16 protein-coding genes are annotated in these 24,553 nt (G+C 62.2%); 6 read left to right on the top strand and 10 right to left on the bottom strand.

What is annotated here, in order from left to right:
* Positions 1-107 precede the first annotated feature (107 nt).
* From SINAC_RS24815 to SINAC_RS24805, 3 genes are read right to left on the bottom strand one after another with little or no spacing between them, the layout of a single operon-like run.
* Positions 108-1,631, bottom strand: a complete 1,524-nt coding sequence (locus SINAC_RS24815; RefSeq protein WP_015248316.1) for a proton-conducting transporter transmembrane domain-containing protein — start codon at positions 1,629-1,631, stop codon at positions 108-110.
* A complete protein-coding gene (locus SINAC_RS24810; protein ID WP_015248315.1) occupies positions 1,628-3,019 on the bottom strand; it encodes a proton-conducting transporter transmembrane domain-containing protein in 1,392 nt (463 codons plus the stop codon). Before SINAC_RS24810 ends, SINAC_RS24815 begins: the two co-directional genes overlap by 4 nt.
* A gap of 31 nt (positions 3,020-3,050) precedes the next feature.
* Positions 3,051-6,167 (bottom strand): DUF2309 domain-containing protein, encoded by a 3,117-nt coding sequence (locus tag SINAC_RS24805; RefSeq protein ID WP_015248314.1) that lies wholly within the window; start codon positions 6,165-6,167, stop codon positions 3,051-3,053.
* Positions 6,168-6,833: 666 nt separating this feature from the next.
* Here SINAC_RS24805 and SINAC_RS24800 point away from each other — a divergent pair.
* The 4 genes from SINAC_RS24800 to cls all read left to right on the top strand — a co-directional run bounded on the left by SINAC_RS24800 (position 6,834) and on the right by cls (position 10,639).
* Complete coding sequence (locus tag SINAC_RS24800; protein ID WP_154673801.1) at positions 6,834-7,166, top strand: hypothetical protein; 333 nt, start codon at positions 6,834-6,836, stop codon at positions 7,164-7,166.
* A 167-nt stretch (positions 7,167-7,333) separates the two neighbouring features.
* Positions 7,334-7,633, top strand: a complete 300-nt coding sequence (locus SINAC_RS24795; protein ID WP_015248313.1) for a hypothetical protein — start codon at positions 7,334-7,336, stop codon at positions 7,631-7,633.
* A 444-nt stretch (positions 7,634-8,077) separates the two neighbouring features.
* Complete coding sequence (locus SINAC_RS24790; RefSeq protein ID WP_237722744.1) at positions 8,078-9,106, top strand: formylglycine-generating enzyme family protein; 1,029 nt, start codon at positions 8,078-8,080, stop codon at positions 9,104-9,106.
* Positions 9,107-9,235: 129 nt separating this feature from the next.
* Positions 9,236-10,639 (top strand): cardiolipin synthase, encoded by a 1,404-nt coding sequence (gene cls / locus SINAC_RS24785; protein WP_015248311.1) that lies wholly within the window; start codon positions 9,236-9,238, stop codon positions 10,637-10,639.
* A gap of 234 nt (positions 10,640-10,873) precedes the next feature.
* Here cls and SINAC_RS24780 read toward each other — a convergent pair whose 3' ends face one another.
* The 4 genes from SINAC_RS24780 to truB all read right to left on the bottom strand — a co-directional run bounded on the left by SINAC_RS24780 (position 10,874) and on the right by truB (position 15,834).
* Positions 10,874-11,275: an RNA recognition motif domain-containing protein gene (locus tag SINAC_RS24780; RefSeq protein WP_015248310.1), complete on the bottom strand. Its 402-nt coding sequence runs from the start codon at positions 11,273-11,275 to the stop codon at positions 10,874-10,876.
* Positions 11,276-11,575: 300 nt separating this feature from the next.
* Positions 11,576-13,285, bottom strand: coding sequence for a hypothetical protein (locus SINAC_RS24775; protein WP_015248309.1), 1,710 nt, complete (start codon positions 13,283-13,285; stop codon positions 11,576-11,578).
* 142 nt (positions 13,286-13,427) lie between these two features.
* Positions 13,428-14,732: a GTPase HflX gene (hflX, locus tag SINAC_RS24770; protein ID WP_015248308.1), complete on the bottom strand. Its 1,305-nt coding sequence runs from the start codon at positions 14,730-14,732 to the stop codon at positions 13,428-13,430.
* A 190-nt stretch (positions 14,733-14,922) separates the two neighbouring features.
* A complete protein-coding gene (truB, locus tag SINAC_RS24765) occupies positions 14,923-15,834 on the bottom strand; it encodes a tRNA pseudouridine(55) synthase TruB (protein WP_015248307.1) in 912 nt (303 codons plus the stop codon).
* A gap of 295 nt (positions 15,835-16,129) precedes the next feature.
* Between truB and nusG the strand changes: the two genes are divergently transcribed.
* Both nusG and SINAC_RS24755 read left to right on the top strand, forming a co-directional pair.
* Positions 16,130-16,702: a transcription termination/antitermination protein NusG gene (gene nusG, locus SINAC_RS24760; protein WP_015248306.1), complete on the top strand. Its 573-nt coding sequence runs from the start codon at positions 16,130-16,132 to the stop codon at positions 16,700-16,702.
* 412 nt (positions 16,703-17,114) lie between these two features.
* Positions 17,115-17,351: a hypothetical protein gene (locus SINAC_RS24755; protein ID WP_020466744.1), complete on the top strand. Its 237-nt coding sequence runs from the start codon at positions 17,115-17,117 to the stop codon at positions 17,349-17,351.
* A gap of 110 nt (positions 17,352-17,461) precedes the next feature.
* On the opposite strand, the gene SINAC_RS24750 is transcribed toward SINAC_RS24755, so the two are convergent.
* From SINAC_RS24750 to SINAC_RS24740, 3 genes are all read right to left on the bottom strand, one after another.
* Positions 17,462-19,591, bottom strand: coding sequence for a prolyl oligopeptidase family serine peptidase (locus SINAC_RS24750; protein ID WP_015248304.1), 2,130 nt, complete (start codon positions 19,589-19,591; stop codon positions 17,462-17,464).
* Between the two features lie 66 nt (positions 19,592-19,657).
* Positions 19,658-22,093 carry a DUF255 domain-containing protein gene (locus SINAC_RS24745; protein WP_015248303.1) on the bottom strand — a complete coding sequence of 812 codons (2,436 nt, stop codon included), beginning with the start codon at positions 22,091-22,093 and terminating at the stop codon, positions 19,658-19,660.
* Positions 22,094-22,348: 255 nt separating this feature from the next.
* Entirely contained in the window at positions 22,349-24,421 is a 2,073-nt protein-coding gene (locus SINAC_RS24740) for a DUF11 domain-containing protein (protein WP_015248302.1), read from the bottom strand.
* Positions 24,422-24,553: the final 132 nt, after the last annotated feature.

The following is a 24,553-nucleotide window of genomic DNA, read 5'->3' as shown; positions in this document are numbered from 1 at the left end:
AGTGGTCGGGCCACATCATATCACCAAAATTACACATACACCGAAAAAACATCCCTCATCGCTTGGAAACCCAAAACCTGTTGTTGATTCGTCTGCTGCCGAAGGCCTTACTTCGTCGTTGAGTTCGGGGACGGAGTCATGTCGACGATCGCCCGAGGCATCCAGGTCGAGGCGGAAAGAGGCTGGAGGGCGTCTTTGCCCCTACCATGCTCGGCACGGGACGCCAGGGAGGGGGCGGGCTTGCCGAATCTTCGTTCGGAGAGGATCTCCTCGGCCGCTCGCTCTCTCGTGGTGACGCCCGGCTGTGGGTAAAGCCCACCGGCCAGGATCAGGAGGGAAAGGGTCATGACCGCGATCCGTTCTCGCAGACCGATCCCCAACGAAACCGTCGACATATGCCGCGTTCCGGTGAAGAGCAGGAAATAGGCCCGCATCACGGCGATCCCGTTGAGCGCGGCGGCAGCGATCACGGCGATCCCGACGTAGGAGCTAGCCTCAACGGCCCCGTCCACGAGTAACTCGGTCGAAATGAAACCGATCGTGCAAGGGAACCCAACGCTGGCCAGGCCAGTCAAGAGGAAGCAGACGGCGAGCGTGGGCGAGTGCTCGTAGAGGCCGTGGTAGTGGTTGAGCGAGAGACGGCCAAAGCGAGCTTCGAGAGCGCGGAGGGTCAGGCCGAACCCGCCCAGCGAGAGGATCACCGAGAACCAGAGGCAGAGCGAACCGGTCAGGGAAATGTCCGTGTTCAACTCGAGGCCGATCAAGACAAGCGACGCGTGGCTCAAAAAGAGGTGGGCGAAGAAGCGTCGGGCTTCCGTCTGAATCGTCGCCATTCCCGCTGCATAAACAGCCGACACCAACGCGAAGAACCCGACCAGTGTCAGAATCGAATCCGGCGCGATCGGCATGAGGAGCCGGACGGCGGCGTAGACACCCGTGAGTGGTGCCACATAGAGCAAGGCGATCCCGAGCGAGGCGTGCTCGAACCAGTCGGTCAGCCAGCAATGGGCGGGAACCGCGCCGCAGCGGATCAGGATTGCAGCCAAGAGCGGCAAGGTCGCCCACCACGCTGCGGGAGCCTTGGCGGGAATGGCCCCGCCAACAAGGCTCCAGCCCAGGACAAGCAAGCCGATAAAGAGCGCCATGTGGATGACGTAGAGCCGGATCGGCCGACCACGGTGGAGCAACTCCACAACCGGTGGCATCGTCGAAACGGACAAGAGGCCAATCAGGACCCAAGGTTCCTTGCAACTGAACGTCGCCAGTCGGATCGCTTCAGCCGCCAGAGACCACGAGAACGAAAAACGCCTCATATGATTGCGCGATGTAGCCATGGCGGCCAGAAAGTGGAGCAGCGCGATTGACGGGATGAGCGGTGCACTGAGCTCATCCATGCCCAGGACCTGGCGGCCGAAAAGGGTGGGCTGGATACTCCAGCGTCGGAGCATCTCGGGAGTAACTCCTCCATAAAAGGCCAGCCAGGCCAGGAGCGTACAAGCGAAAGAGAAACCCGTGAAGAACAGGCCCCATTGATAGGCGCGGTTGGGATTTCTCAACCGGCTGACGAACGGAGAACCGATCAGCGTGAGCGCGATCGCCAGTTCGAGCCAGGGGAGATGGAGAATATTCATAATTGTTCTTCGATGGTTCCAAAGTGAGGCTTAACCTGGTCGGACTCACGCGACGCCACGCCGGAGAGAAAGTCGGTCCAGCGGCGTTCGAGCGCATCGCACCATCGGAATGCATGCACGAACGGGGAGACCACGTAAGTGGACAAGATCGAATCGAGCTCTCCGCGATCGAGGGCGAACCGATAAAGCCAGTCGTGCTTGGGATTGGTTCGCGAGAGTCCCCAGACCATCCCGGTCCTTGGCAAGCTCTCGCCGATCGCATTTTCAAGTGTCCGGTAATCCTGGAGCAACGTGGGAGCCCTCACGAACTGAAGCGTTCGGAGGCTGGCGTGACCAATCAGGTGGATCAGGGCGAGGTAACGGAACCCGAATCCAATCTCGGCGACGATGATTCCCACCTGCGAGAGCGAGGCAAACGACAAGGCCGACTTGATGTCGGTCTGCACGCTGCCGACCAGGTAGGCGTACAGGGCGGTCCCGAGTCCCAGGATCACGACCACTGTAGACAAGACCATCGAAAGGTCGAGGAGCGGACTGACGCGAAGCAACAAGAACGCGCCCAGATGGACGGAAAGCGCTCCGTAAAAGACGGCACTCGACGGAGTGGGCCCCTCCATGGCCCTGGGGAGCCAACCCGAAAACGGAATCAAGGCCGATTTTCCGGCGGCGGCGATCAGCAGGAGCAGGCCGACCATGAGGGCCTGGCTGGCGGCGACCGACGAATGCTCATAGGGCCAAAGTCCCGTGCCCAGGAGCGTGTCAAAATCTCCCTCTCCACGCAGGTGGTGCATCACCACGGCCGCCAGTAACAGTGCGGCATCGGAAACCCGATAGATCGTCCAGACCCAGAGGCCGTTCCGCGCGGGCGCGGGGCGCTCTTGGAAGAACGCGACCAGGAGTGCGGAGGAGAGGCCGACCAGTTCCCAACCCGCGAACAGGGTCTCGATCGTACCGGCCAGCGCAGTCACCACCATGCCGAGCACGAAGATCGCGTAGAGCACGAAGAAACGGTTGAAGCCCCGCTCACGGTGCATGTACTTGGTCGCAAACGAGCCGATCGTCCCCGAGAGAACAAACGAGAGGATGGCGAAGGGGACCGAGAGCCGATCGAAGACGAACTTCACGGAGAAGTGGAAATGGCGAGGGATCGCGACCCAGTCTCCCAGCGGGATGGCAACGTCACGCGTTCCTAGAGCCAGCATCAACGCCAGGACGGCGATCGCCGCCAGCAGGCCGGACACGATCGCGACGTGCACCAGCTTGGACGTCGTCGCTTCGGCCAACTGCCAGTTCAGCAAGGACGAAACCCCGAGCACGATCGTCAGCAAGAGAGGGGCGGCGACAACGACCAGTCCCAAGCACATCAGCAACTGCTGATAGTCCAACATGGTTCCCACCTCGAATTCGAAGGTTCAAGCTTCAGGCCGAAGGCTGGATGACGGCGAACTCGAGATGGTCGCGCCAGCCGCGATACCAGTCGACGGAGGAGGGAGCCGTGGGCAAGGCCAACGACTGAGGTTGATAGGGGTGAAACTCATCGTCTTCGAAGACATGGATTTGACGCGACCCGGGGTCGAGCACCGTGAGCTGGATCCAACCATTCCGGCAGAGCCTGCCGATCCCCTCGTTCCGCTCGATGATCCGAAGCATCGATTCGGGCGTGGTCTCGATGATGAAGAGGGAGCGGACCGGCTCGTGGATCTCGACCATCTGCCAGGGCAAGCCGGTCCGGAGATCACTCGCTGCGCCATCCATCACTCCCAGGAGCGCCGCCAGGTTGTGCGGCAACTTGCTCCCGGCCCCATAGCCGTTGTTGTCGACGTGGGAGAAGTAGTACTCGAGGTTGATGCCGCCGCAGACGGGGAAGACGGCCTGGAGGATCCGGGTCAGGATCGTGCACTCGGCGTCGTCCTCCGTCGGGTCGTACGACGTGAGGAAGGCCCGGCGGTCGAGGAAGAGACCACGCGACCATTCCCGGCGCCCCACGATGGTAATCGCGTTCGTCGCGTGCCCAAGTTCGGGCCTGGTTTGCGCAAGGTCTTCGGAGCGTTCCTCAACGTGCTCCCGCGCGGCTTCGAACGAGATCGAGAGGGGCGCGGACATGAACCGACGACAGCGTTCGTGGGCGTTGCGGTTGCAAACTTCCTCGATGAGCTTGCGAACCGTCGCGAACTCCGCCTTATGCGAGTCGGACAGACAGTCGAGATCGAAAAAGATCACCGACTCATTGCAGGTATTGTGATATCCTCCAACGACCACCGTCTCATCGGGTAGGGTGAGACCGCGTTTGGCCATCCCCTCGCGAACTCGAGGATCGTTCAAGATCTGCGCCATGGCCCGGGCGTTCGGGCCCCCGGCCGCGCCTCCGCACGCGCCACAGTTGTAGGCCGAGTTGTGCGGGTTGTTCAGGCTATCCGAGCCATGCCCGAGCAGGACCACCAGCCGGGCGAACCCGGAGGTCAAACCGATATCCTGAAGCTGGCGGATCCCCACGGCCGTCATCTCTTCGAGCGTATAGCCAACGTGGCCGTTCTCGGATCCGGCAACCTCATCGACCCGTTCGAGTTGCAGCCGGGTGACCGGTGGCGTCCGGACGATCCGTCCAAACAGATGGCGAATCTTTGCCGTGAGACGTGGGAAAAGGATGCGCGCCACGAGTGGGAACGTGGCCAAAACGCCGACGGCTCCCGACAGGAGTGCCCCCAGTGCGAAGCTTCGGCTCCCGACATGGAACTGGTGCGAAGCTGTCCCCAGCGCACGTCGCGTCAAGGCACGACGACGATGGGACTTCCCGAGCTTGTCCCCCACCTCTTCGGTGACCCAGTGCTGGGGCCGGATCACAACCGGGCAGAGCGGCACGAAGTGGGCGTCCGCCGCGCCTCGATAGTACATCGCGACACCGTAGAAACCCGCCGCGCCAAACGTCTCCACCGACGGGGCCAACTCTTCGAGGTGGCGGCGGAACGATTCTTCGCGCTCGTCCAGACAGCAGGCAACCTGGAACGCTGGTGATACGGGCCGACCGAACGATTGCCCCGCGTGCACGGTCACGGCGTCGAGCGTCTGGGTCCGAAAGCGCTGTTCATATGCCAGGTGAAAGATCCGGCGGCGTTCCAAGCTGGAGAACGCTTCGATCTCTTGGAGGAGGGTCGCCCATTCCGCCTCCGTCATCCGGCAGAGGATGTCGGGCGAGAGGCCGAAGACTTGCGCCAGCTGAAAAACGAGGAAGGCCCGCTGCTCGACGCTCGGCGGCCAGTGAACCTCGATCCGGCCTCGGGCATGCTCGCGAAGAGCGCTCAAGGGGCCGCGATAGTTGAGGGCATCCTTCGCGGTGTAGGCCAACGCGAACCGGTCGAGGATCAGCCTCACAGCCAGGAATTCGACCAGGCTTCCCGCCGGGATCGGATGGACCGCTCGATCCCCGCGTTGTTCCACCTGGAGGACCATGCCGCCCCAACCCCGGAGGGCGAGCAGGGTTTCCGAAAGGAATGGTTCCCACTCCTCCTCGGAGACGCCGAGAACATCAAGCGATTCCCGGATCGATTCCAGGGGCTCGATCTCTTGATCCGCAAGCCGGCCCAACTCCTGCGCCAGGCCGCGCAGCCAGCGGTCGGAGGGCCCTTTCGGCTGTCGATAGAGGTTACAGAACGCACGATAGAACCCCTCCTCACGCCGAGGCAAAGGCCAAGGGGCCAAACCTTGATCCAGAAACGCCGCGCAGTAGCGAATCAAGAGATCATGGACGAGCGAGTCGGCATCCGCGCCTGAGGCCTCGAGCAGGAGGTCGCGATGGCGAACGGGCGGAATGGGAGGGGGAGTAAACGGCGGCAAGTCTCTCACGCCGTCGCAGCAAACCCTCCAGAGGGCTTGAAGGGTGAACCCTTCCCAATCATCGTCCGTCCAGCTCTCGATCTTCGACCCCCCGAAGCGGTCGAGGAGTTCCACGAGGCTAGCTGACACGCGGCCTTGCGGCGAGCCGGTCGCGGCTCTGTGACGACTCGGATCGCTGCCGGTCCGAAGATCACGCACCACCCAGCGCCTCGTTTCCGCGATCAAGCGATCGCGAACCGCCGAGGAGGCCTCTTGCCTGACACGTCTGAGGGCATTCGCTTCAGCGACGTACCAAACGAGTTCCTCGGTCGGTCCGGTTCGAAGCGGGTACTGGAGCATCGCCAGATGCAAATCCAGGAGCGTGCCGAAGCAGGGAATTGGCTCTTCGGCCCGATCGCCCAGGTCGCGTTCGAGCACCTCGCGCAAGTCGGAGAACCGAATCCGGCCTCGACTCAGCTCGTGGCGATAACGCTCTTTGGAAAGATAAGGATGACATCTGAAAACATGAGCTGCTTTCCTGACGGCTTCATGGAACGGCAGTTCCTCGAATGCATGCAGCGTGTTGTGGTGAATGAAAACCGTAATCGGCCCCTGGGCCGGGAGCAGGTGCGAAGCATGTTCGATGGCCTCGCCCAGTTGATTCAGGCGAGGGATTCGATCTCGATTTTCCCGTGACGTTCCGCCATGAGCAATTGAGGCATGCATAGCCACCGGCGCACTCACTTGTTCCTGAGATCAGAAAGAACGGGAGAATGACCTGCCGGTAGGGGAGGGCAGGCGGATTGATCGACCGAAGACCTGCGCATCGACGAACTTGAAAGCCGTCTACGGCAGCCGAGTCGGGCGTTTTTCCTGAGGGGGAGGAGAATGGAATACCTCTCGGTATCCATCAGGGCTTCTCTATTGGCCTACGCCAACCTCCGGAGGAACCGTCTCACTCGTGAATCGTAGTGGACATCCGAGAAGCGTATCAATCACGCCTGGCTCGGAGTCTTTCGGCCATAAGGGGATGGTGCCAGCTCACAACCAAGAGGGGGGGGAACAATGGTTGAGCTCGCGAACTGTCGAATGGATAATAAGGAACTTTGCTCAACCTGACAAGTCAGGGTGACGAGATCACTTCAAGATTCGCCCTCGCCGCGCCGCCTTGACACTTTCGAGTGACCTCCGACACATTCGTTGACCTCAAAGATCGAGTCGTATGGCGAAAAAAGGCGCACGGCCATTCCCCAAGGGATCACCCAGCGTCCAAGGGAACGCAGGTCACCGTCAACACAGTCATTGCCCGGTTCGACGAAGACGGAAGGGATCGCCAGGTTCATCCAGGACCTGCTTCCGAAGTTGGCAGCGGCCGACGCGGAACGGCAGTTCATGAAAGAGAACCAACCCAACTCTTTGATCGAGCGATTGATTGATCCCACCGAGATCGTCGACTTCGTGACCGTCCTCTGCAACCCCCGGGCGGCGCCCATCAACGGCACAGCCTTACAAGTCGATGGAGGTCTCGTCAAGAAGCGTCTTCGGAGCCAAGAAGCTCAATACAAAGCCTCGGCCACCTCGTCAATTCATCAGCGCCCGGCCGGAGCGGACGAATCCACAAAGACCCAACGGATCCAACTCCTTCAGACCACAAGCCGAATCCATAGTCTGCTCGGGACGATCAGGGAAAGCTCAAAACTCGCTTTGTTGAAAACCAAGAATTAAGCATGGTCAGTGGACGAATTCCAGTTTCCAAACTAAGCTTAAGTGCTTGCCTATCTTTCCAAAACCGAGCGTCCAACACTCAAGAGACTTGATACTTCCGGTCAACCAGGCCCCCCAATTCATCTTTCGAGGGGTGCCATCCTTATAAACAGAATTGGGAGATCTTGATGCTTTGGGAATACTACCGTCTCTCCGTTGATGGACCCAACATCGAGAAGGCCTTGCATAATCTCGGCCAAAAGGGGTGGGAACTCGTCGCCGTCATCCCGGAGACGAGGATCTTTTACGGCTTTCAGTGCTTTCTGAAACGCCCACTCACCGGCGACCCGCCTGAACCCTCTGAGCGAACCGGCGATCCGAAACGACTTACCCCTTACGTCTCCCCCCAGCCAAACTCTTCGGAACAGAGCAGTCCAGAGGAGGAGGATTCGCCCGAAAGTCTGGCGAGGATGACCTGGAAACATTGAGCCCAACGACGCAATGGGTCGATTTTCGGTGAGACTCCAAAGAACACGGTTCGTTCCCCAAACCTCGTCATTAGCAATGATCGCCTTCGGCTGGCACAGCCAAACAGCTCCCTTCACACGTTCTCGAATACAATTCTCCCAAGACCTGCCCCCCTCCCCATTTTTTTTTTCAGAGTGGGCGATGGGCAGGTCCCACGCCATAAGCAGACAATGGCATCTAAAGATACTGCTCAGGGTCGATAGCCACGACGCGTTGCAATCCTCCAGGAGCCGGATGATACTGGAACTCTCGATTCGGTGGCCGCGATCCCCAAAGTTGCGGCCCGAGAGGGACGTTCCAGTGAGAGAGGATCATCCGTGTCGAAGAAGCACCCTCGGTCGAGCCCCGAACCGGTCAAGAACGATCGATCTCGTCGAACCTCAAGGTATTGGGGAAGGACCGGTTTGGCAGTCGGTCTGGCTCTCGTCCTGATCGCGTCCTTCGCCGTTGCGTCACGGCGCGGGGGTTCACGCCTGTCCCACGAGCAAGCGAGCGGCGCAAGCCGAACACTCCCCCCTGGAGTGGCTCCGGAAGGGATGGTGTGGATCCCCGCCGGTGACTTCGCCATGGGTTCGGACGACGAATCGATGTCCGATGCCCGGCCGGTCCACCGTGTCTCCCTCGACGGTTTCTGGATGGACCGAACCGAGGTGACCAACCGGCAATTCGAGCGGTTCGTGCGGGCGACCGGATACACCACGGTGGCCGAGCAAGCGCCCGACCCCAAGGCCTTTCCCGGTGCGCCCAAGGAACTGCTCGTACCGGGTTCGCTCGTCTTCTCGCCGCCGGTCGGCCGCGTCTCCCTGGAGGATCACCTGGCCTGGTGGCGCTACGTCCCGGGCGCGAACTGGAAGCATCCCTCAGGTCCCGACAGCAGTATTCAAGGTCTCGAAGATCACCCGGTGGTTCAGGTCTGCTTTGACGACGCCCTCGCCTACGCAAAATGGGCCGGAAAGCGGTTGCCGACGGAAGCCGAGTGGGAGTACGCCGCGCGGGGAGGTCTCGACGGAAAACGATACTGCTGGGGCGACGACCTCAAGCCTGGCGGCAAGTGGCAGGTGAACAACTGGCAAGGGCTCTTCCCCAACGAAAACATGAAGGAAGATGGATTTGATGGGACCGCCCCGACCGGTTCGTTCGCGGTCAATGGCTACGGCCTGAGCGACATGGCCGGAAACGTCTGGGAGTGGTGCGCGGACTGGTATCAGCCCAACTACGATCCCTCGCAGGCGCGAAATCCGCAAGGGCCCGACTCGAGTCACGACCCGGCCGAGCCTGGAATTCCCAAGCGGGTCCAGCGCGGGGGGTCGTTCCTTTGCAGCGACCTGTACTGCGTCCGCTACCTTCCAGGAGCGCGCGGCAAGGGGGCCACGGACAGCGGAGCCTCCCACGTCGGCTTCCGCTGCGTTCTTACACCCAAGGCGAAGCCTTGATCGTGCGCTCTCGGAAAGTGCCGGGCCGTGGCCCTTCGACCAAGGAAAAGGGGCCGGGCGAGGGCCCCTTCCCCCAAATTCGCTCCACGCCATGTTCCCAAGTCAATCCCCGCCGGGAGTCCGTGGCTGTTGTCTCACTTTTACGAGTCGAACCTGTTCTGGCTGTCCTGGCAGCTCTTAACGACCCTGGGCTTCGTTCTCGGCATCATGCTGGTCGCTCACTTACTCAAGTCGCAGCGATCCACCTCAAGCACGATCGCCTGGTTGCTGGTCATCGTCCTGGTCCCTTACCTGGGCGTTCCCTTATACCTGATGATCGGCGGGCGGAAGATGCGGCGGCGGGCGGAGAGTAAGGAGCAAGTGTACCACCGTCGGCGGAAGCTCCCGTCGGAGACGTCGGGCGGACCCGCCGAGCGGATTCTTCAGTCGTTCGGGATCCCACCGGCCACTTCGGGAAACCGGGTCGAACTGGTCACCAGCGGGGAGGAAGCCTATCGGCTCCTGCTCGACTTGATCGATAAGGCCGAGCATTCAATCCACATTACCACATATATCCTAGGTCGGGGACCGGTCGGCGAGGCGATCATCGAGCGATTGGCGCAGCGTGCGGCCGACGGGGTGAGTGTGAGGCTCTTGCTCGACGACGTCGGCTCCTGGCGGGTCGGCCGTAAATTTGTTTCCCCACTGACCGCGGCCGGAGCCAAGGTCGCCTTTTTCATGCCGATGCTCCACTTGCCGTTCCGGGGACGAACCAACCTGCGGAATCATCGCAAGATCGTTGTGGTCGATGGTCAGCACGCCTTGACCGGGGGCATGAATCTGGCCGAGGAATACATGGGTCCGACTCCTGACCCGGAGCGATGGCGCGACTTCTCGCTCGTCAGTTCGGGTCCGGCCGTCCTCGATCTTGCCGATCTGTTTCGATCCGACTGGAAATTCGCGACCGGCGAGACCATCGCCAAGGAGGAAGAGAGCCCCTATGCCGTCGAATCCAATGGCTCGATCGCACAGGTCGTCGCGAGCGGCCCCGACGTTTCCGGTGACCCGCTCTACGCAGCACTCGTTTCCGTGGCGTTCGCCGCGAAGTGGAGGATCTGGGTCGTCACTCCCTATTTTATCCCCGACGAGACCCTCGCCCGAGCGCTCGAGCTCGCTGCGCGGCGTGGAGTCGACGTGCGCGTGATTGTCCCGGATCAGTCAAACCATGGGATGGCCGACCTGGCCCGGGTCAGTTACCTGCGACAGATCCAGAACGCCGGGGGGCAGGTGCTGCTCTACCAGCCGGGGATGGTTCACGCCAAGGTCGTCTTGATCGACCACGACCTGGCGATCGTCGGATCGGCTAACATGGATATGCGTAGTCTTTTCTTGAACTACGAGGTGGCCGTCTTTCTCTATTCGCAGCCCCAGGTCGACGCCACGGCCGCATGGATCGAGACGCTCATGTCTCAAAGCCAGCGCGGACTCTCAGAGCGTGGCCGGTTCACCCAGCTCGCCGAGGATGTCGTTCGACTGCTCTCCCCCCTGCTCTAACCTGACCGGCGCAGGGGAATGACCAGGAATGGCCGTCGAGGTTTTCCCCATCCCATCAAAAGCCAAAAGAGCGAGCGGGAGAGTTCCCACTCGCCTTTGGATTCAACGTTCATGATGAATCAAGACAGCCTGAACCCACCATTGCCCCTCGGATCAGCGACCGAGTGATCGCGTTCGCCTCAGGTTCGCCGTTCCTCGGCTGGCGATGAGGGGTTCAAGAATGGCAGTGGGTTTTCAATAGCGGCGTCCGCCGCCACCACCGCCGCCGTAGCCGCCACCTCCACCACCATAACCACCACCACCGCCGCCGTAGCCTCCGCCACCACCGCCACGGCCACCACGGCTCCCGCCACCGCCACCGTAGCCGCCACCACCACCGCGGTCTTCGCGCGGCTTGGCCTCGTTAACGGTCAGTCGCCGTCCCCCGTGCTCCTGATCGTGCAGTCCGTCGATGGCGGCCTGGGCCTCGGCGTCGCTGTCCATTTCGACAAAACCGAATCCCTTGCTGCGGCCGGTATCGCGGTCCTGGATGACCTGGGCGCTCTGGACCGTCCCGAACTCGCCAAACAACTGTTCCAGGTCGGTGTTGCTGACGGTATAGGCCAGGTTTCCGACGTAAAGCTTCTTGCCCACCATCCAACTCCTTGATAAGGAGGTCATGACCCGCCAGACACTTTCCGGGTCAACGAGAAAGGGGCCAACCTGGCGGCCCAACAGGTGGGAAGGACGAGAGAGGGGGGCGAATGCCGATTCATCGAGAATCAACGTCGCTTGCTCGATCGGCGAACCTACCGATCAGGAGTATAATCCTGCGGATCGATGAAATACACACCTTTTCCACGAAATAGTGAGAGGGTCATCGCCGGCCCGTCAAGACCAGGATGACCCGTATGACCAAATTCATCGACTTTTACCGGTCAAACGCGAGGTCGACGCTCATTGTGGCAGATGAATACCAACATGCTTGAGCAGTGAGCGAATCTGGTTCCCGGCGTTCTGAGAGTCCTCGTACTGCTTGATCAGTTCTTCGATCCGCCGCTGCGCCTCGGCCAGTTCCGCCTCCACGGCGGTACGTGCTTCGGTGGTTGCCTGCAACTCAGCTCCGAGCCGATCGGCCCGTTCGGTGGTGGTTTGAAGGGTTGCCTCGACGTCGGCAAGGCGGCGTTCGAATTCGACTCGGGCGGCTTCGGCCTCTCCGGCCGCATGTTCGAGCCGGGCGACCCCGTCCGCGCGAACCGAGTCCAGCTCTTGGCGGACCGTGGCCGTGGCCTGAGCCAGCGCCTGACGCTCGCCCTCGAACTCGCCCTGGAGCCGCTCGATCTCGGCGCGAAGTTCGCGGACTTCTCCGGCCAACGCATCGCCACGCTCGGCCGCGACGTCGGTTTGCCGGCGGCTCTCTTCAAATTGAGCGTTGAGCTGGCTCAACTGGTCACGATGAGTCTCTTCCGCTTCACGATGAGCGGCTTCGGCCTCGTCGAGCCGCGACTCCAGGCGATTGCGTTCTTCGCCCAAACGCTCATGACGCCGACGGAGCTCGTCAGCTTCTCCGGACAGGCGGGTCACTGCCTCCTGATGAGCCTGGCCCGCATCCTGGTGCGTGGATTGAAGCTCCTCGAACTCACCGGCCAGTTGATCGCGTTCCTGGGTCAGTTCGGCATGCGTCGCGTGAACGCTCTCGAGCTCGAGATGCAATTCGTCGAGCTTGACCTCGAGCCGCTGGCGCTCCGCCTTCGACTCCGTGCCCGCCTGGTCGAATCGGCGTTGCAGCGCCTCGAGTTGCTCTTGGGCGAGTTGGCGCTCGGTCGCCGCCCGCTGACGTTCCTCGAGAAGTCGGTGCTCGGACTCCTCGGTCAGCGTCCCACGCTCCGTCTCCCAGAGCAGGCGAGCCTCCTCGAACTGTCGCTTTCCCGCTTCGAGAGCCTCCTCACCCTGAGACTTTGCCGCATTCAGAGCTTGCAGCTCCACTGCCGATTGATCACGCTCCCCAGAAACCGTCCTGAGTTCCTCACGCAGCCGCTCGATCGCCTCCGACTCCCTCGCCGCACTCTCGGAACGGACTTGCTCGAGTTCCTCGCGAAGCCGATCACGCTCGGACTGAACGTCCTCCCGCTCCTTCGCCAGCGCAGCGTGCACAGCGTCCCGCTCGGACGCCGTCTTTGCCTCCCTGGACTGACTCTCGGTATGGAGCTGCTCGAGTTCCTCGCGAAGCCGATCACGCTCGGACTGGGCATCTTCCAGTTCCTTGGCGAGCGCAGCGTTCTTCTCGAAGGCCGTCTCAGACTCACTGGACCGACTCTCTGAGCGAACCTGATCCAGCTCCTCGCGAAGTCGATCGCGCTCAGAGCGAATGGCTTCGAGTTCCTCAGTCGGAGCGCCGTGAGCCGCGATCAATTCTTCCCGGACCCGCTCCAACTCGCCCTTGAGCTGGTCGCGATCTTGCGTGACACGTTCCAACGCCTCGCGAAGTGGTGCCCCTCCCGACGACTCACCCCCCGACTCAGCGGACGCCCACGAGGCGTCCTCCGGAGCCTCAATGACAAACGGGTGCTCGCAACGCTTACAGCTCACCATCTTCCCGATGTACTCGACTCGGGCTCTCAGGCTCTCTTGGCAGTTGGGGCAACGAATCTGAATGTGAGTCGACATGTCGGAGGCAACTCCGCGTGGTTCGCAACCGGATCGACCAGGTCGACGCCGTTTACCCATGTTACCAGACCGGAGCGAAACCTCAATTCCGTAGGCAAAGAAATATTTGGACGGAAGGGGGACGGACGCCTGAAGGGTCGGTTCAGGCGTAGAGTCGTTGACCGTTTTCGCGAACGTTGGCCCCGTTTTCGTAGAGGAATTCGAGGCAACGGCGCGGGAGTCGGCACTGGAGGATGACGCGATCGTCCTCGTCGTAGGCCCGGTTGATGATCTGCGCGTGTTGAGCGAGGTAGGCCAGGACCCGGCCGTTCTCCACACCCGTTTCGATTTCGGCGTCGAGCGACCGTTCGTGGAGCGACTCGCGAACGGCCTGTTCGAGGCGGTCGATACCATCCCCTTGGGCCGCGCTGATGGTAATCGGATCGTGATGATGGGCCTTGAGGACGTCGAGAAACGAGCGGTCCGGAACGCGATCCGCCTTGTTCAGCACGAGAATCGTGGGCTGATCGGCGAGTCCGAGTTCCTCGAGGACGTTCTTGACCGCCCGGATCTGCATTTCCGCTTCGGGGCTCGACGCATCGACCACGTGGAGCAGCAGGTCGGCCTGGCGCGCCTCTTCGAGGGTGGCTTTAAACGAGGCCACCAGGGTGTGGGGCAGGTTCCGGATGAAACCGACCGTGTCGGAGAGGAGCACCTGCCCGCCCCCGTTGAGCCGCCAGCGTCGCGTACGGGTATCGAGGGTGGCGAACAGCTTGTCCTCGACGAAGACCCCAGCGTCGGTCAGGGCATTCATGAGGGTGCTCTTGCCGGCATTCGTGTAGCCGACCAGCGAGACGCTCGGCGTATCGCTGCGCCCGGCGACTTCACGTTCCTTGCGGGCCTGAACCTTACCCAGTTTCGCCTTCAGATCCTGGATCCGGTGGACGACCAAGCGCCGGTCTTCCTCGAGCTGCTTTTCGCCGGGACCACGAACGCCGATCCCGCCTTTGTAGCGTGAAAGGTGGGTCCACATCCGCTTGAGCCGGGGCATCGCGTATTCGAGCTGAGCCAGTTCAACCTGGAGGTGGGCCTCGTGGGTCCGGGCGCGGGTGGCGAAGATATCGAGGATGACCTCGGTCCGGTCGATCACCTTGACGCCGAGGATTCGCTCCAGGTTCCGCGTCTGGGCGGGGCCGAGGTCGTTATCGAATACGACGAGATCGGCCTCGTGCGCCTCGACGAGTTCCTTGAGTTCGGCCACCTTGCCCGAGCCGATATACGTGGCGATATCCACATGCTGCCGCTTCTGGAGCATGCTCCCGACCACGACCAGCCCGGCCGTTTTGGCCAACCCTCGGATTTCATCCAGCGGGTCATCCTGGGAATATTCGCCGTCGGAGAGGAGGACTCCGACGAGAATTGTTTTCTCACGGCGATCGAGACGCTCGGTGCTTTTGAGTTCGCCCAAGGTGGAGTTTGACCTCTCGAAATGAGTGGGGAAGTGAGCAAAGGATCAAGAACGCCAAATTCTAGATCCAGGCCATCACCGCGTCAACGACGGCGGCACGACCCGACCGGCGGACACGACCCGCGTATGATAGGTTCGTCAGCCGTGGCCATCAGGTTCAAGGGAATCCTCACAATTCCCAATCCCAAAGTCAGGCCGTCGCGAGCACGCGCCGGGGTAGGATGGTGCCCGAGTCCGGGATCGCCTCGGCGATGGCGACCAGTTCGCCATCCGGCCCGACCAGGGCGACCTCGCCGGCCAAGATCGAGGTCCCGGCAAAGGCCGCCAGGCTCAGGGCCCGCCCCTGGATGAGCTCGGCGACTTGAGCGTCCGTAACCGCCAAGCTTGGCAGAGCCGCAACGGCCTCGGAGGCGGGTCGGAGCGATCGCGGGAGCGTCTCTGCCGTAAGCGTCATCGGATCCAGCGCATCCTCAATGTGGAACCGGCCAATCCGGGTCCGGATGAGAACTTCGACGAGGCCGCCGCAACCGAGCGCCTCGCCCACGTCGCGTGCGATCGACCGGACATAAGTCCCGCTACCGCAAGCAATTTCAAGTTCGAGGCGGGGCCACTCATACTTCAGGAGATCGATCCGGTCGATCCGGACCAACCGCGGTTCCAGAACCACCACCTGGCCAGATCGAGCCAGGTCATAGGCTCGCTTCCCACCCACTTTCAGGGCCGAGACCTCGGGGGGCTTCTGGAGGACCGTACCGATCAAGGGCAGCAGCGCCTCGCGAATCTCAGGTTCAGTCGGTTGGCGAGGCGCCTCGACCTCCACCACCTCCCCATCGGCGTCGAGCGTGTTGCTCACGGCCCCGAGACGGACGGTCGTTCGATAAGTCTTGGGCATCCGCTGCACGTATTCGATCAGCCGGGTCGCCTTGCCCAAACAGACCACCAGCACTCCCGACGCCAATGGGTCGAGAGTACCGGCATGGCCGACCTTCATCCCCCGGCGCTGGCGGGAGATGATATTGACCACATCGCGCGAGGTCATGCCCCCCGGCTTATTGAGATTGAGGAGTCCCGACTCCGTACCATTCCATTCAGACTTCGCCACGCCCCTATATCCTCTCTCGCTCATAAGACCCAATTCGCGACTCATCCAACCCACCTTGACCTGGGTCTTGGCGAACCGACTCAATTCGGCCGAATCATAGCAAACGATCTCATCCCGCCCCCCCCCAACAAAAAAAAAAAGGGGACTCTGGCACGGCGGGCCGATCGACGTTGACCGTCACCGGCCTTCGCTCGATGATACCAAGGAAGCCTGACCCGACGAGACCCGGCCTGGTTCGCCGTCATCTCAGTTCTCGAGAAATGTGAGACGTCGACTCTCAAGGAAGCGATGAACCATGCCCATTCTCCCAGCCGAACCCGATCTCTTTCCCGCGAACCTCTGGGAAGAGGACGCGACCAGCTTTCGGCAAGGTCGCCACTGGTGGTGTCTCCACACCAAACCCCGCCAAGAAAAGGCCGCGGCGCGAGACTTGAGAGGCAAGCAGATCGCTTACTATCTGCCCCAAGTCGTCCACGAAGACCGAACCCCGCAAGGCAGAAAAACGCGGTCTATCGTCCCCCTCTTCACCAGCTACCTCTTCCTCCTCGGTGACGATGGCGAGCGCATCGAGGCCTTCAGGGGGAATCGACTCGCCAACGTGCTCGACGTCCCTGACCAAGAGAACCTGGCCCACGACCTCCGCCAGATCCACCAAATGCTTTCGTCGGGACTGACCGTCGTCCCTGAACCCCTCATGCCCGTAGGCGCCCAGGTTCGGATCAAAACCGGCCCCCTTGCCGGCATCGAAGGTAAGGTCATCAAACGGGGGAAGCGAGACCAGTTCATCGCAATCGTCCAATTCCTCGGGCGAGGCGCCGCAGTCGACCTCGAAGACTGGCAAGTGGACCAGGTCGAACCCAAGCCTTGAACGACCACGATGCAATCCCAGCGCCCTCAATAACGGACCGGAAGCCAGAGAGTTCACGCTCCCCGCTCGCCTCTGAACCAAAATAATCGGCCAATCCGACCCTTGCCGAAGCAGGCAGCCGGCCTACAATTCATACATGCAAGCGTGGCTTCAGAAAATGTTCGCCCCTCCACCGAGCGAGAGCACAAGGGCAAGGCTTGCCGGAAGCGTGCGACTCGCGATGGGAGTCGGAAAACGTGAATTCCGGAAAGCCTGCCAGAATCCGAAAGGCATTGAGAAGAGGGGGCTTCTCGGATATAAGAGTGTATGGGTCTGATCGATCAATGCAGATCGATCGTGCGTTCGATATTGCGAGTATCGAGTCGCACCGAATGGCGGTGTCTCCCTGCCCTGGACAATCGTGATGACACAAATGCCTACCTTCAAACGGTTGGAGCGTACGGTCAACCTGATCGCGCGCCACCCCTTCTACCCGGGGAAGCCAGAGGCCGTCCACGACTGTCTGGATGACCTTGAGGAACGGTATCGCGACGGATCGCTCACCCACGAACAGAAGTCGATCCTGGTCTCGTTATTGACCGCAGAGGACGACAACGCAATCGAACCGACCGAAAGCGATCGTCCCACCCGAAGTCGTCACTCGTCCTGATCGTGGGCGATTGATCTCCGGTTCCAACCCTCCCGGCCTCTTCGCGTCGCGTCGCATTGCAGGTCCGCCGGCAACGCGAAGAGTGCGTAGAATCCCTGCCAGTGCCGGCCTCAGGGAACGGAAAGCTGCTGAAAGAGGAACGTCCACTTATCCGCTTCCTCTTCGATCCGCTTCGCGAGAGGCTTGCCCGCCCCATGGCCAGCCTTGGATTCGACCCGAAGGTAGATCGGGCTGCTGGATGCCGTGCCAGCCTGGAGCCGCGCGGCCATCTTGTAGGCGTGCATCGGCTCAACCCGGGTGTCGGACTCGCCGGTCAGGAGCAGGACGGCCGGGAAACTCTCCCCGTTCTTGACGTTGTGATAGGGAGAGTAGGCTCGCAGCCAGGCGAATGCCTCACGGTCGTCGGCCGATCCATATTCCGGGATCCAGTTTCGGGCGATCGAGAAGCGATGGTAGCGGAGCATGTCGCAGAGCGGTACCGCGCAAATCACCGCGCGAAACAGGTCGGGGCGCTGGGTCAGGCAGGCCGAGACGAGCAGACCGCCATTGGAACCCCCTTCAATCGCGAGCTTCTCGGGATTGGTGAATCCCGACTTGATCAGGTACTCGCCGGCCGCGATGAAGTCATCGAAGACGTTCTGCTTCTTGCCGAGCCGGCCGGCAGCGTGCCACTCGCGTCCGAGCTCGCCACCGCCTCGGAGGTTGGCGATGGCGTAGACGCCCCCTTTGTCGAGCCAGATCCGGAGGTCGGCGTCATAAGCCGGGGTCAAGCTGATGTCGAAGCCGCCGTAGCCGTAGAGCAAGGTGGGGGCCTTCGACTGCGGCTCGAGCCCTTTCTTGCTCAGCACGAACATCGGCACCTTCGTGCCGTCCTTCGAGGGATAGGTGACCTGCTTGACCTCGTAGTCCGCAGGGTCAACCTTCGCGGTCGAGCGGTCGATGACGACCGGTTCTCCTCCCTGGATGTCGAGCCGAAAGACGGTCGCGGGATAGAGAAACGACTGGAACGAATAAAATAGTTCTTGCCCGTCCCACTCCCCGTTCAAACCACTGACCGTGCCGAGCGACGGCAAGGGAATCTCGCGAAGCTTTCGCCCCTCGAGGTCGTGAAGCGCGAGTGACGAGACGGCCCGCTTGCTCGTCAGTACGGCGATCTTGCGGCCGACGATCCAGATCGCCTCAATCACACCGCCGTCCGGCTCGGGAATGATCTCCTTCCAATCCGCGAACGCCAAATGCTCCACGTCCGTGGCCAGGACCTGAAATCGAGGGGTCTTTGCATTGGTGCGGAGGATCACTTTGCCGTCGAAGATCGCGGCATCCACCTGACCCTCGAGCCCGACCGCCAGGGGAACGATCGGCGTGTCGTCTCCCAGCCGCTTCAGGTAGAGGTCATTCTTGATCCAGTCGGTTGAGGAGGAGATCACGGCGTAACGTCCGTCCTCACTCTCCGAGACGCCAAGCCAGTCGATCTTGGAACGGCCCTGGCCGAACATCATCGGGTCGGTCTCTGGGTTCGTTCCCAGGACGTGGCGAAAGATCTTCCGGTTGTACATCTCATCGCCGGCAGGGACGGTTCCCTTCTCGGGATACCGGACATACCAGAAAGCCTGGCCCGAGGGTTCCCAGGCCACGGTGCACGCTCTCGTTCGCAAGATCGTGTCGGGCAAGTGCTCGCCGGTCACGACATTGAGGACCTTGAGGGTGCTCATCTCCGACCCGTTCGGGCTCGAACCATAGGCCAACTTCGAGCCGTCGGGCGAAGGGAACATCCAGTCGAGCGCGACCGTGCCGTCCTGGCTGAACCGATTCGGGTCGAGCACGACGCGGGCCTCGGCCTGGGCACTCCCCTCCCGCACGTAGACGATCGGCTGGTTCTTGAGCCCTTCGCGGCGCGTGAAGAAGTAGCGTTTGCCTCGGACGACCGGAGCGCCTGTGGTCTGATAGTCGTAGAGCGTCCGAAGCCGCTCGACCAACGCCGGGCGTTGAGAATCGGCGTCGAACGCCGCCCGCGTCAACTGGGTCTGAGCGGCCGCCCAGGCGCGGACTTCGGGGTCGTTCACGTCCTCGAGCCAGCGATAGGGATCGACGATCTCGACGCCGTGATAAAGGTCGCTCGCAGGCCGCGAGGGGGTCTCCGGATAGGCCGGACGCTTCGCTTCATCCCCTCGCGCCATCATCAAAGTTCCCCCGATTGCCAGCAATCCCGAGCACAACCCAATCCTTCGCGATGAGATCATCGTGAGCCCTCTCCTCTTGGGTTCAGTTCCCCTCGGACGATGCCTGGTCCAGACCGTTTCGCCGCCTCAACGACCTCCGCCCAAGGGCACCCGAACCGACAGTGAGGTGGGCGCCAGACAGGCGTTGTCGTTGCAAGCCTGGTAGCGAACCTCGAACGTCAAGGCGTCCGGCGTCTGCTTCGCCTCGGCATCCAGGCGAACGCGAGCCTTCAACGTGACTGTCCCTTCGTACAAGGGAACCGGTGCGTTCCCGACTTCAAGCACCCTGGCATCACCGGCCGGATACTCGACTTTCGAGACCTTCGCGGGCTGGTTCCGGGCCAGGGCGACCGTCGTGGGGATCAGGTTCTCGGAACCCGCCGGGTTGGCGTTGAGGTGCCAGCCCTTCTTGACCTTGACGGTCAAGTCGACCGCAAATTCTTCGCCGGGCGCGATGGTGGAACCTGCCGCGACGGCCCCCTTTGCAGTCACCATGGCATCGGAGTCTGCCGGCGCTTCTTCGGGCGTGGGAACCGCGACGGCGGCTGCCGTGGGACGGGCGTCGAGGTATTCGCCGAGAGCGACGACCAGCAAGGGAAGGGAGCCGGGATTCTGGGCCAAGGTCGAGCTGAAAGCGTCGAGCGCCTTCTGCGCCTGGTCGAGATAGCGGGCTTCGCCGGTCGCCGAGGCAAGTGCAACCAGGTTGCGAATAGCCACGCTGTTCCCGCTGGGCAAGGCTCCATCGTACGGGTCCTTGGGGCGGGCGAGGAGCGACTCGTGGCCGTCGGCCGTGTAGAAGAAGCCCCCCTCCTCGGGATCGCTGAAGTCGGCGATCATCCGATCGGTCAACTCGCGCGCCTGGGTCAGCCGTTTCGGGTCGCCGGTGGCGGCATGGAGGCGGAGCAGGCCGTGGACCAGAAACGCGTAGTCTTCGAGGTAACCGGCCAGTTTCGCCTGGCCCAGGCGGTACGACCGCAGGAGACGACCATCGGGACTGCGCAGCTTGGCCAGGATGAAGTCGGCGGCCTTGTCGGCAGCCTGGCGATACTTGGCGTCGTGCAAGATCCGGAACCCGTCGGCGTAAGCGGCGATCATGAGGCCGTTCCAGGAGGTCAGGACCTTGTCGTCGAGCAAGGGCGCAGGGCGGCGTTCACGGACGGCCAGCAGCTTCGCCCGCAAGGGGGCCATGGTCGCTTCGAGGGCCGCAGGGGTCGTCTTGAGTGTGGCGGCCTGGTCGGCGCGGGACCGTGGTTCGAGCAGAACGTATCGTTCTTTCTCGAAGTTCGGCTCGCGTTTGAGGCCGTAGACCTGGGCGAACGCCTCATAGTCCGGCCCCGCGCCCAGCGTCTTCTCAACCTCATCCCGGGTCCAGACGTAGTACTGCCCCTCGTCGCCATCGGTCTCCGCATCGATGGCCGAGTAGAACCCGCCCTCCGGCGAGGTCATCGACCGCGCGATGAACGCAAACGTGGACTCGGCCTCGAGCCGCCAGCGCGGGTCGGCCGTAAGCTCGAAGGCGAGCAGATGAGTCGATGCGAGCTGGGCATTGTCGTAGAGCATCTTCTCGAAGTGCGGGACGATCCAGTACCGGCTCGTCGCATAGCGGTGGTAGCCACCAGCCAGTTGGTCGCGAATGCCGCCTCGCGCCATCTGGTCGAGCGTTTTGAGGACCATCGCCAACGCATTCGATGAGGCCTCCTGACCCTCCTTCTTACCGGCCGCGGCCCCTCGACGGTGCTCGTCGAGCAAGAAGACGAGGTTCACCGGTTCGGGAAACTTGGGGCGTCGGGCATTCTCCGGATTGAAGCCAAAGCCGCCGTATTCCGGGTCAAACTGCTCGGTTAACTCCTCGCGGCCCTGCGCCGCGACAGCGCGGGTCAATGGTGCGTGGCGTTTGTCGTTCGACTTGGCAAGCGAGCGCCGGACCAGATCGGTGAGGCGGTCGGCCGACTCCTCGATCTGAGCCTTCTCATCGCGCCAGGCATCGGCGACCCCGGCGAGCACCGTCGGGAATCCGCGAATCCCGTTACGGTCTTTGGGGGGGAAGTAGGTTCCTCCGAAGAAAGGGCGACCGTCCGGGGTCAGGAACATCGACATTGGCCAGCCGCCGTTGCCGAACGCCTGGAGCGCGGCCATGTAGATCTGATCGATGTCGGGTCGCTCCTCGCGGTCGACTTTGATGCAGACGAACTTCTGGTTCATCAGCTTCGCGATCTGCGGATCCTTGAAGCACTCGCGTTCCATGACGTGGCACCAGTAGCACGAGCTATAGCCGATCGACAGGAAGATCGGTTTCTTCTCGGCCTTCGCCTTGGCAAACGCTTCGGGACCCCAGGGATACCAGTCGACCGGGTTGTGCGCGTGAAGGAGGAGGTAGGGACTCGTTTCCTTGGCAAGCCGGTTGGCGGGAGCCTTGGGCTCAGGGTCGGCCTTCGCCTCGGGGCCGCTCGCGAGCGCCGCGAGGACCGTCCCGATCAGAAGCAGAAGGCTGGCGTGAGGGGAATGCATGGCGCTACGTTGCATCGCGGTGTCCTTCGCCAGGGTGTGCCACTCGCTTGCGAGGGGGGCGTGGCTGATCGGCGGCCGTCGCGGAACGTGCCGGACGGAACGGGCCCTCCATGAGCCACCGATTCTACGCGAGAATGAGGCGGGAACCAACCGCCCGTAATTCGGGCGGTGGTCGAGCGTCGGTCTCTTCTCCGCCGACCGGGCTGGCAACCAGCTGATGGATGCTTCATCCCGCAGCAAAACGGGAGATTCGTGACACCCCGGACCCGATTATTTCCCGACAGCCTGGGTCACCCGGACTTTTTCCATGTCTTCGACGGGCTGCTCGACCTCATCGTGAGTCACGAAGATCCGGCAGGTGGCCAACCCCGTCTTGACGGCTTGAACCTGGACTCCCAGGACGATCTCCTTGCCGACGTCCAGGCGTTCGATCATGGGGAAGAGGAATTCGCCGTTGACCGCTTTCCCGGCGGCGTCTTGCTTGTAGCGGGCAGGCTCCTCGGTCCCGGCCGTCTTCTTGACCACGACTTCAGGCGAATGCCGGCCGCTGATGAGAATCTTCGAAGCCGCCTTCGACCCCTTGTTCTTGACCGAAATCGTGAAGGTCGTGACCTGGTCGACGTCGATCACGCGGCGGTCTTCCGTGATATCAAGGGCAAGGTCGGCCAGGGCGATCACATTGGTGGTGACGATCTCCTTGGCGTTCAAGCCTTGATCGCCAATCGCCTGGACGGTGAGGTCGTAGAGGCGTTCGCCTCCCATACGAACTTCAAACCCGAGATTCACCTTCTCCTTCTCGCCAGGCTCGACCGGGAAGGCATCCCAGGTGAGCCGACGCGACTGAATGTCGAATTTCGCATTCGGGGGAAGCTTCACGAGCTGGACATTCACCGGCAGAGTGACCTGCACCCGGACGTTGCGGGCCGTGGCAGACCCCGGATTTTGGACCGTGACCGCATAGGCGGCAATGGTGTCGGTATAGCGTTCCTTGGGACCGTTCATGGTCACCGCCAGCTTCGGCTCGATGACCGTGATCATCTTGGTGCTCCGCGACTCCTCGGCTCCCGGCGCGACGTCGGGGCTGGTGACGTCGACCTTGCACCACTGTTCGTCCCCGAGCACGGCATGGACGACCAAGGGGTCAAGCGGAACGTGCTGGCCGGGAAGAAGGTCGCCCAGCGACAGCTCGAAGAGGTTTTGGTCGCTCGAGTCGCTGGCGTCCGCCCGTAGGCCGGGGCTCAATTTGGCCCGAACGACCACATCCCGCGCTGGGCCGTCGCCCGTATTGGTCACGGAGATCCGATACTCGACGGTCTGCCCTTTGAGGACCTTGGCCGAGGTGACGATCTGCTCAACCTTCAGTTTCGGCTCATAGACCGTGGTGCGCGACTTCGCCCCCGACCTCATGGTGACCGTCGCCGCGTGGTCGAACTGCCCCTTCTTGGTCGGCTTGACCTTGAGGAGGATCTCCTGCTTACTCCCCGCGCGAACGGTTCCCAGGTGCCAGACCAAGAGCGTATCGGGCCCGCGCTGTTCGGTGGGCTGACTCGAGACGAATTCCAGTTCGGGGGGGAGTGCATCGCGAACGACAACGCCGATGGCGTCGGCCGTGCCGGGATTGCTGACGATAATCTTATAGGTGGCGGGTGTATTCAGGTTGAGCGTGGCCGGGCCCTTGACCTCGACCGACAACCCGACTGATTGCACGCCCGTGCGCAGCCGTTCCGATGAAAGCACTAGTTCGTCTGCCTCATTGGGCGCAAGGTTCGCCGACGGTTGGCCCGCTGGTTCTTTCGCGGCCGGCAGAGGATTCTTCTCCACGTCGGCAGCCGGCACACCGCCGGGACTGGCCACCAGTGGCGCCTGCGTGCGTTCGACGTCACCATCCAGCGGGGGAGCCGGCGTTTCGCTCGGCTGGGCAGGGCCGGTTGGGGGGAACGGATTCTTTGCTTCGATATCGAGCGGCTCAAGCGGCGGCGCAGGATCGCTCGAGGCGGGGGCAGCCGGTTTGGTCCCGTCGCCAACCGGCAATTCCTTGGCAACGGAGGGATCATACTCCTCCTCAGCCGGTGCGGGGACCGGTGCCGGCTGAGCTTGAGCCCCCTTCGACTTCAGGCCTGGAGCCTTCTTGGCCGAGGAACCTGCCGCACCACCTGCCGGGGTGGCCGGAGGCCGCAATTCCGTGGCAGGCGGTGGCACGATGGGGGGAAGCATCTCAGCCGGAGGCGGTAAGGCCTCGACCGGAGGCTGGGAAGCCGGAGCTTCGCCCTGCGCCAGCGCGATCCGCACGCCGAAGCCGACGGTAAGCGCGAGTGCCAAAAGAGAGATGTATCGCCGGCCCATGGGAATCGGTCCCCTCCTTGGGAACGCCCCGGTCGTCGCCGCTGACGGCCATTTTCCTTTTCCAACCCAAAATCACCAGCGCAATCCGGTGACGGAATCAGAGAGGCAGAGTTAGATAACAGATCCAGGAAA

Source organism: Singulisphaera acidiphila DSM 18658 (genome assembly GCF_000242455.2).
Lineage (GTDB): Bacteria > Planctomycetota > Planctomycetia > Isosphaerales > Isosphaeraceae > Singulisphaera > Singulisphaera acidiphila.
Note: the sequence above shows the minus strand (reverse complement) of the source record. Positions and strands in the feature narration are given on the sequence as shown.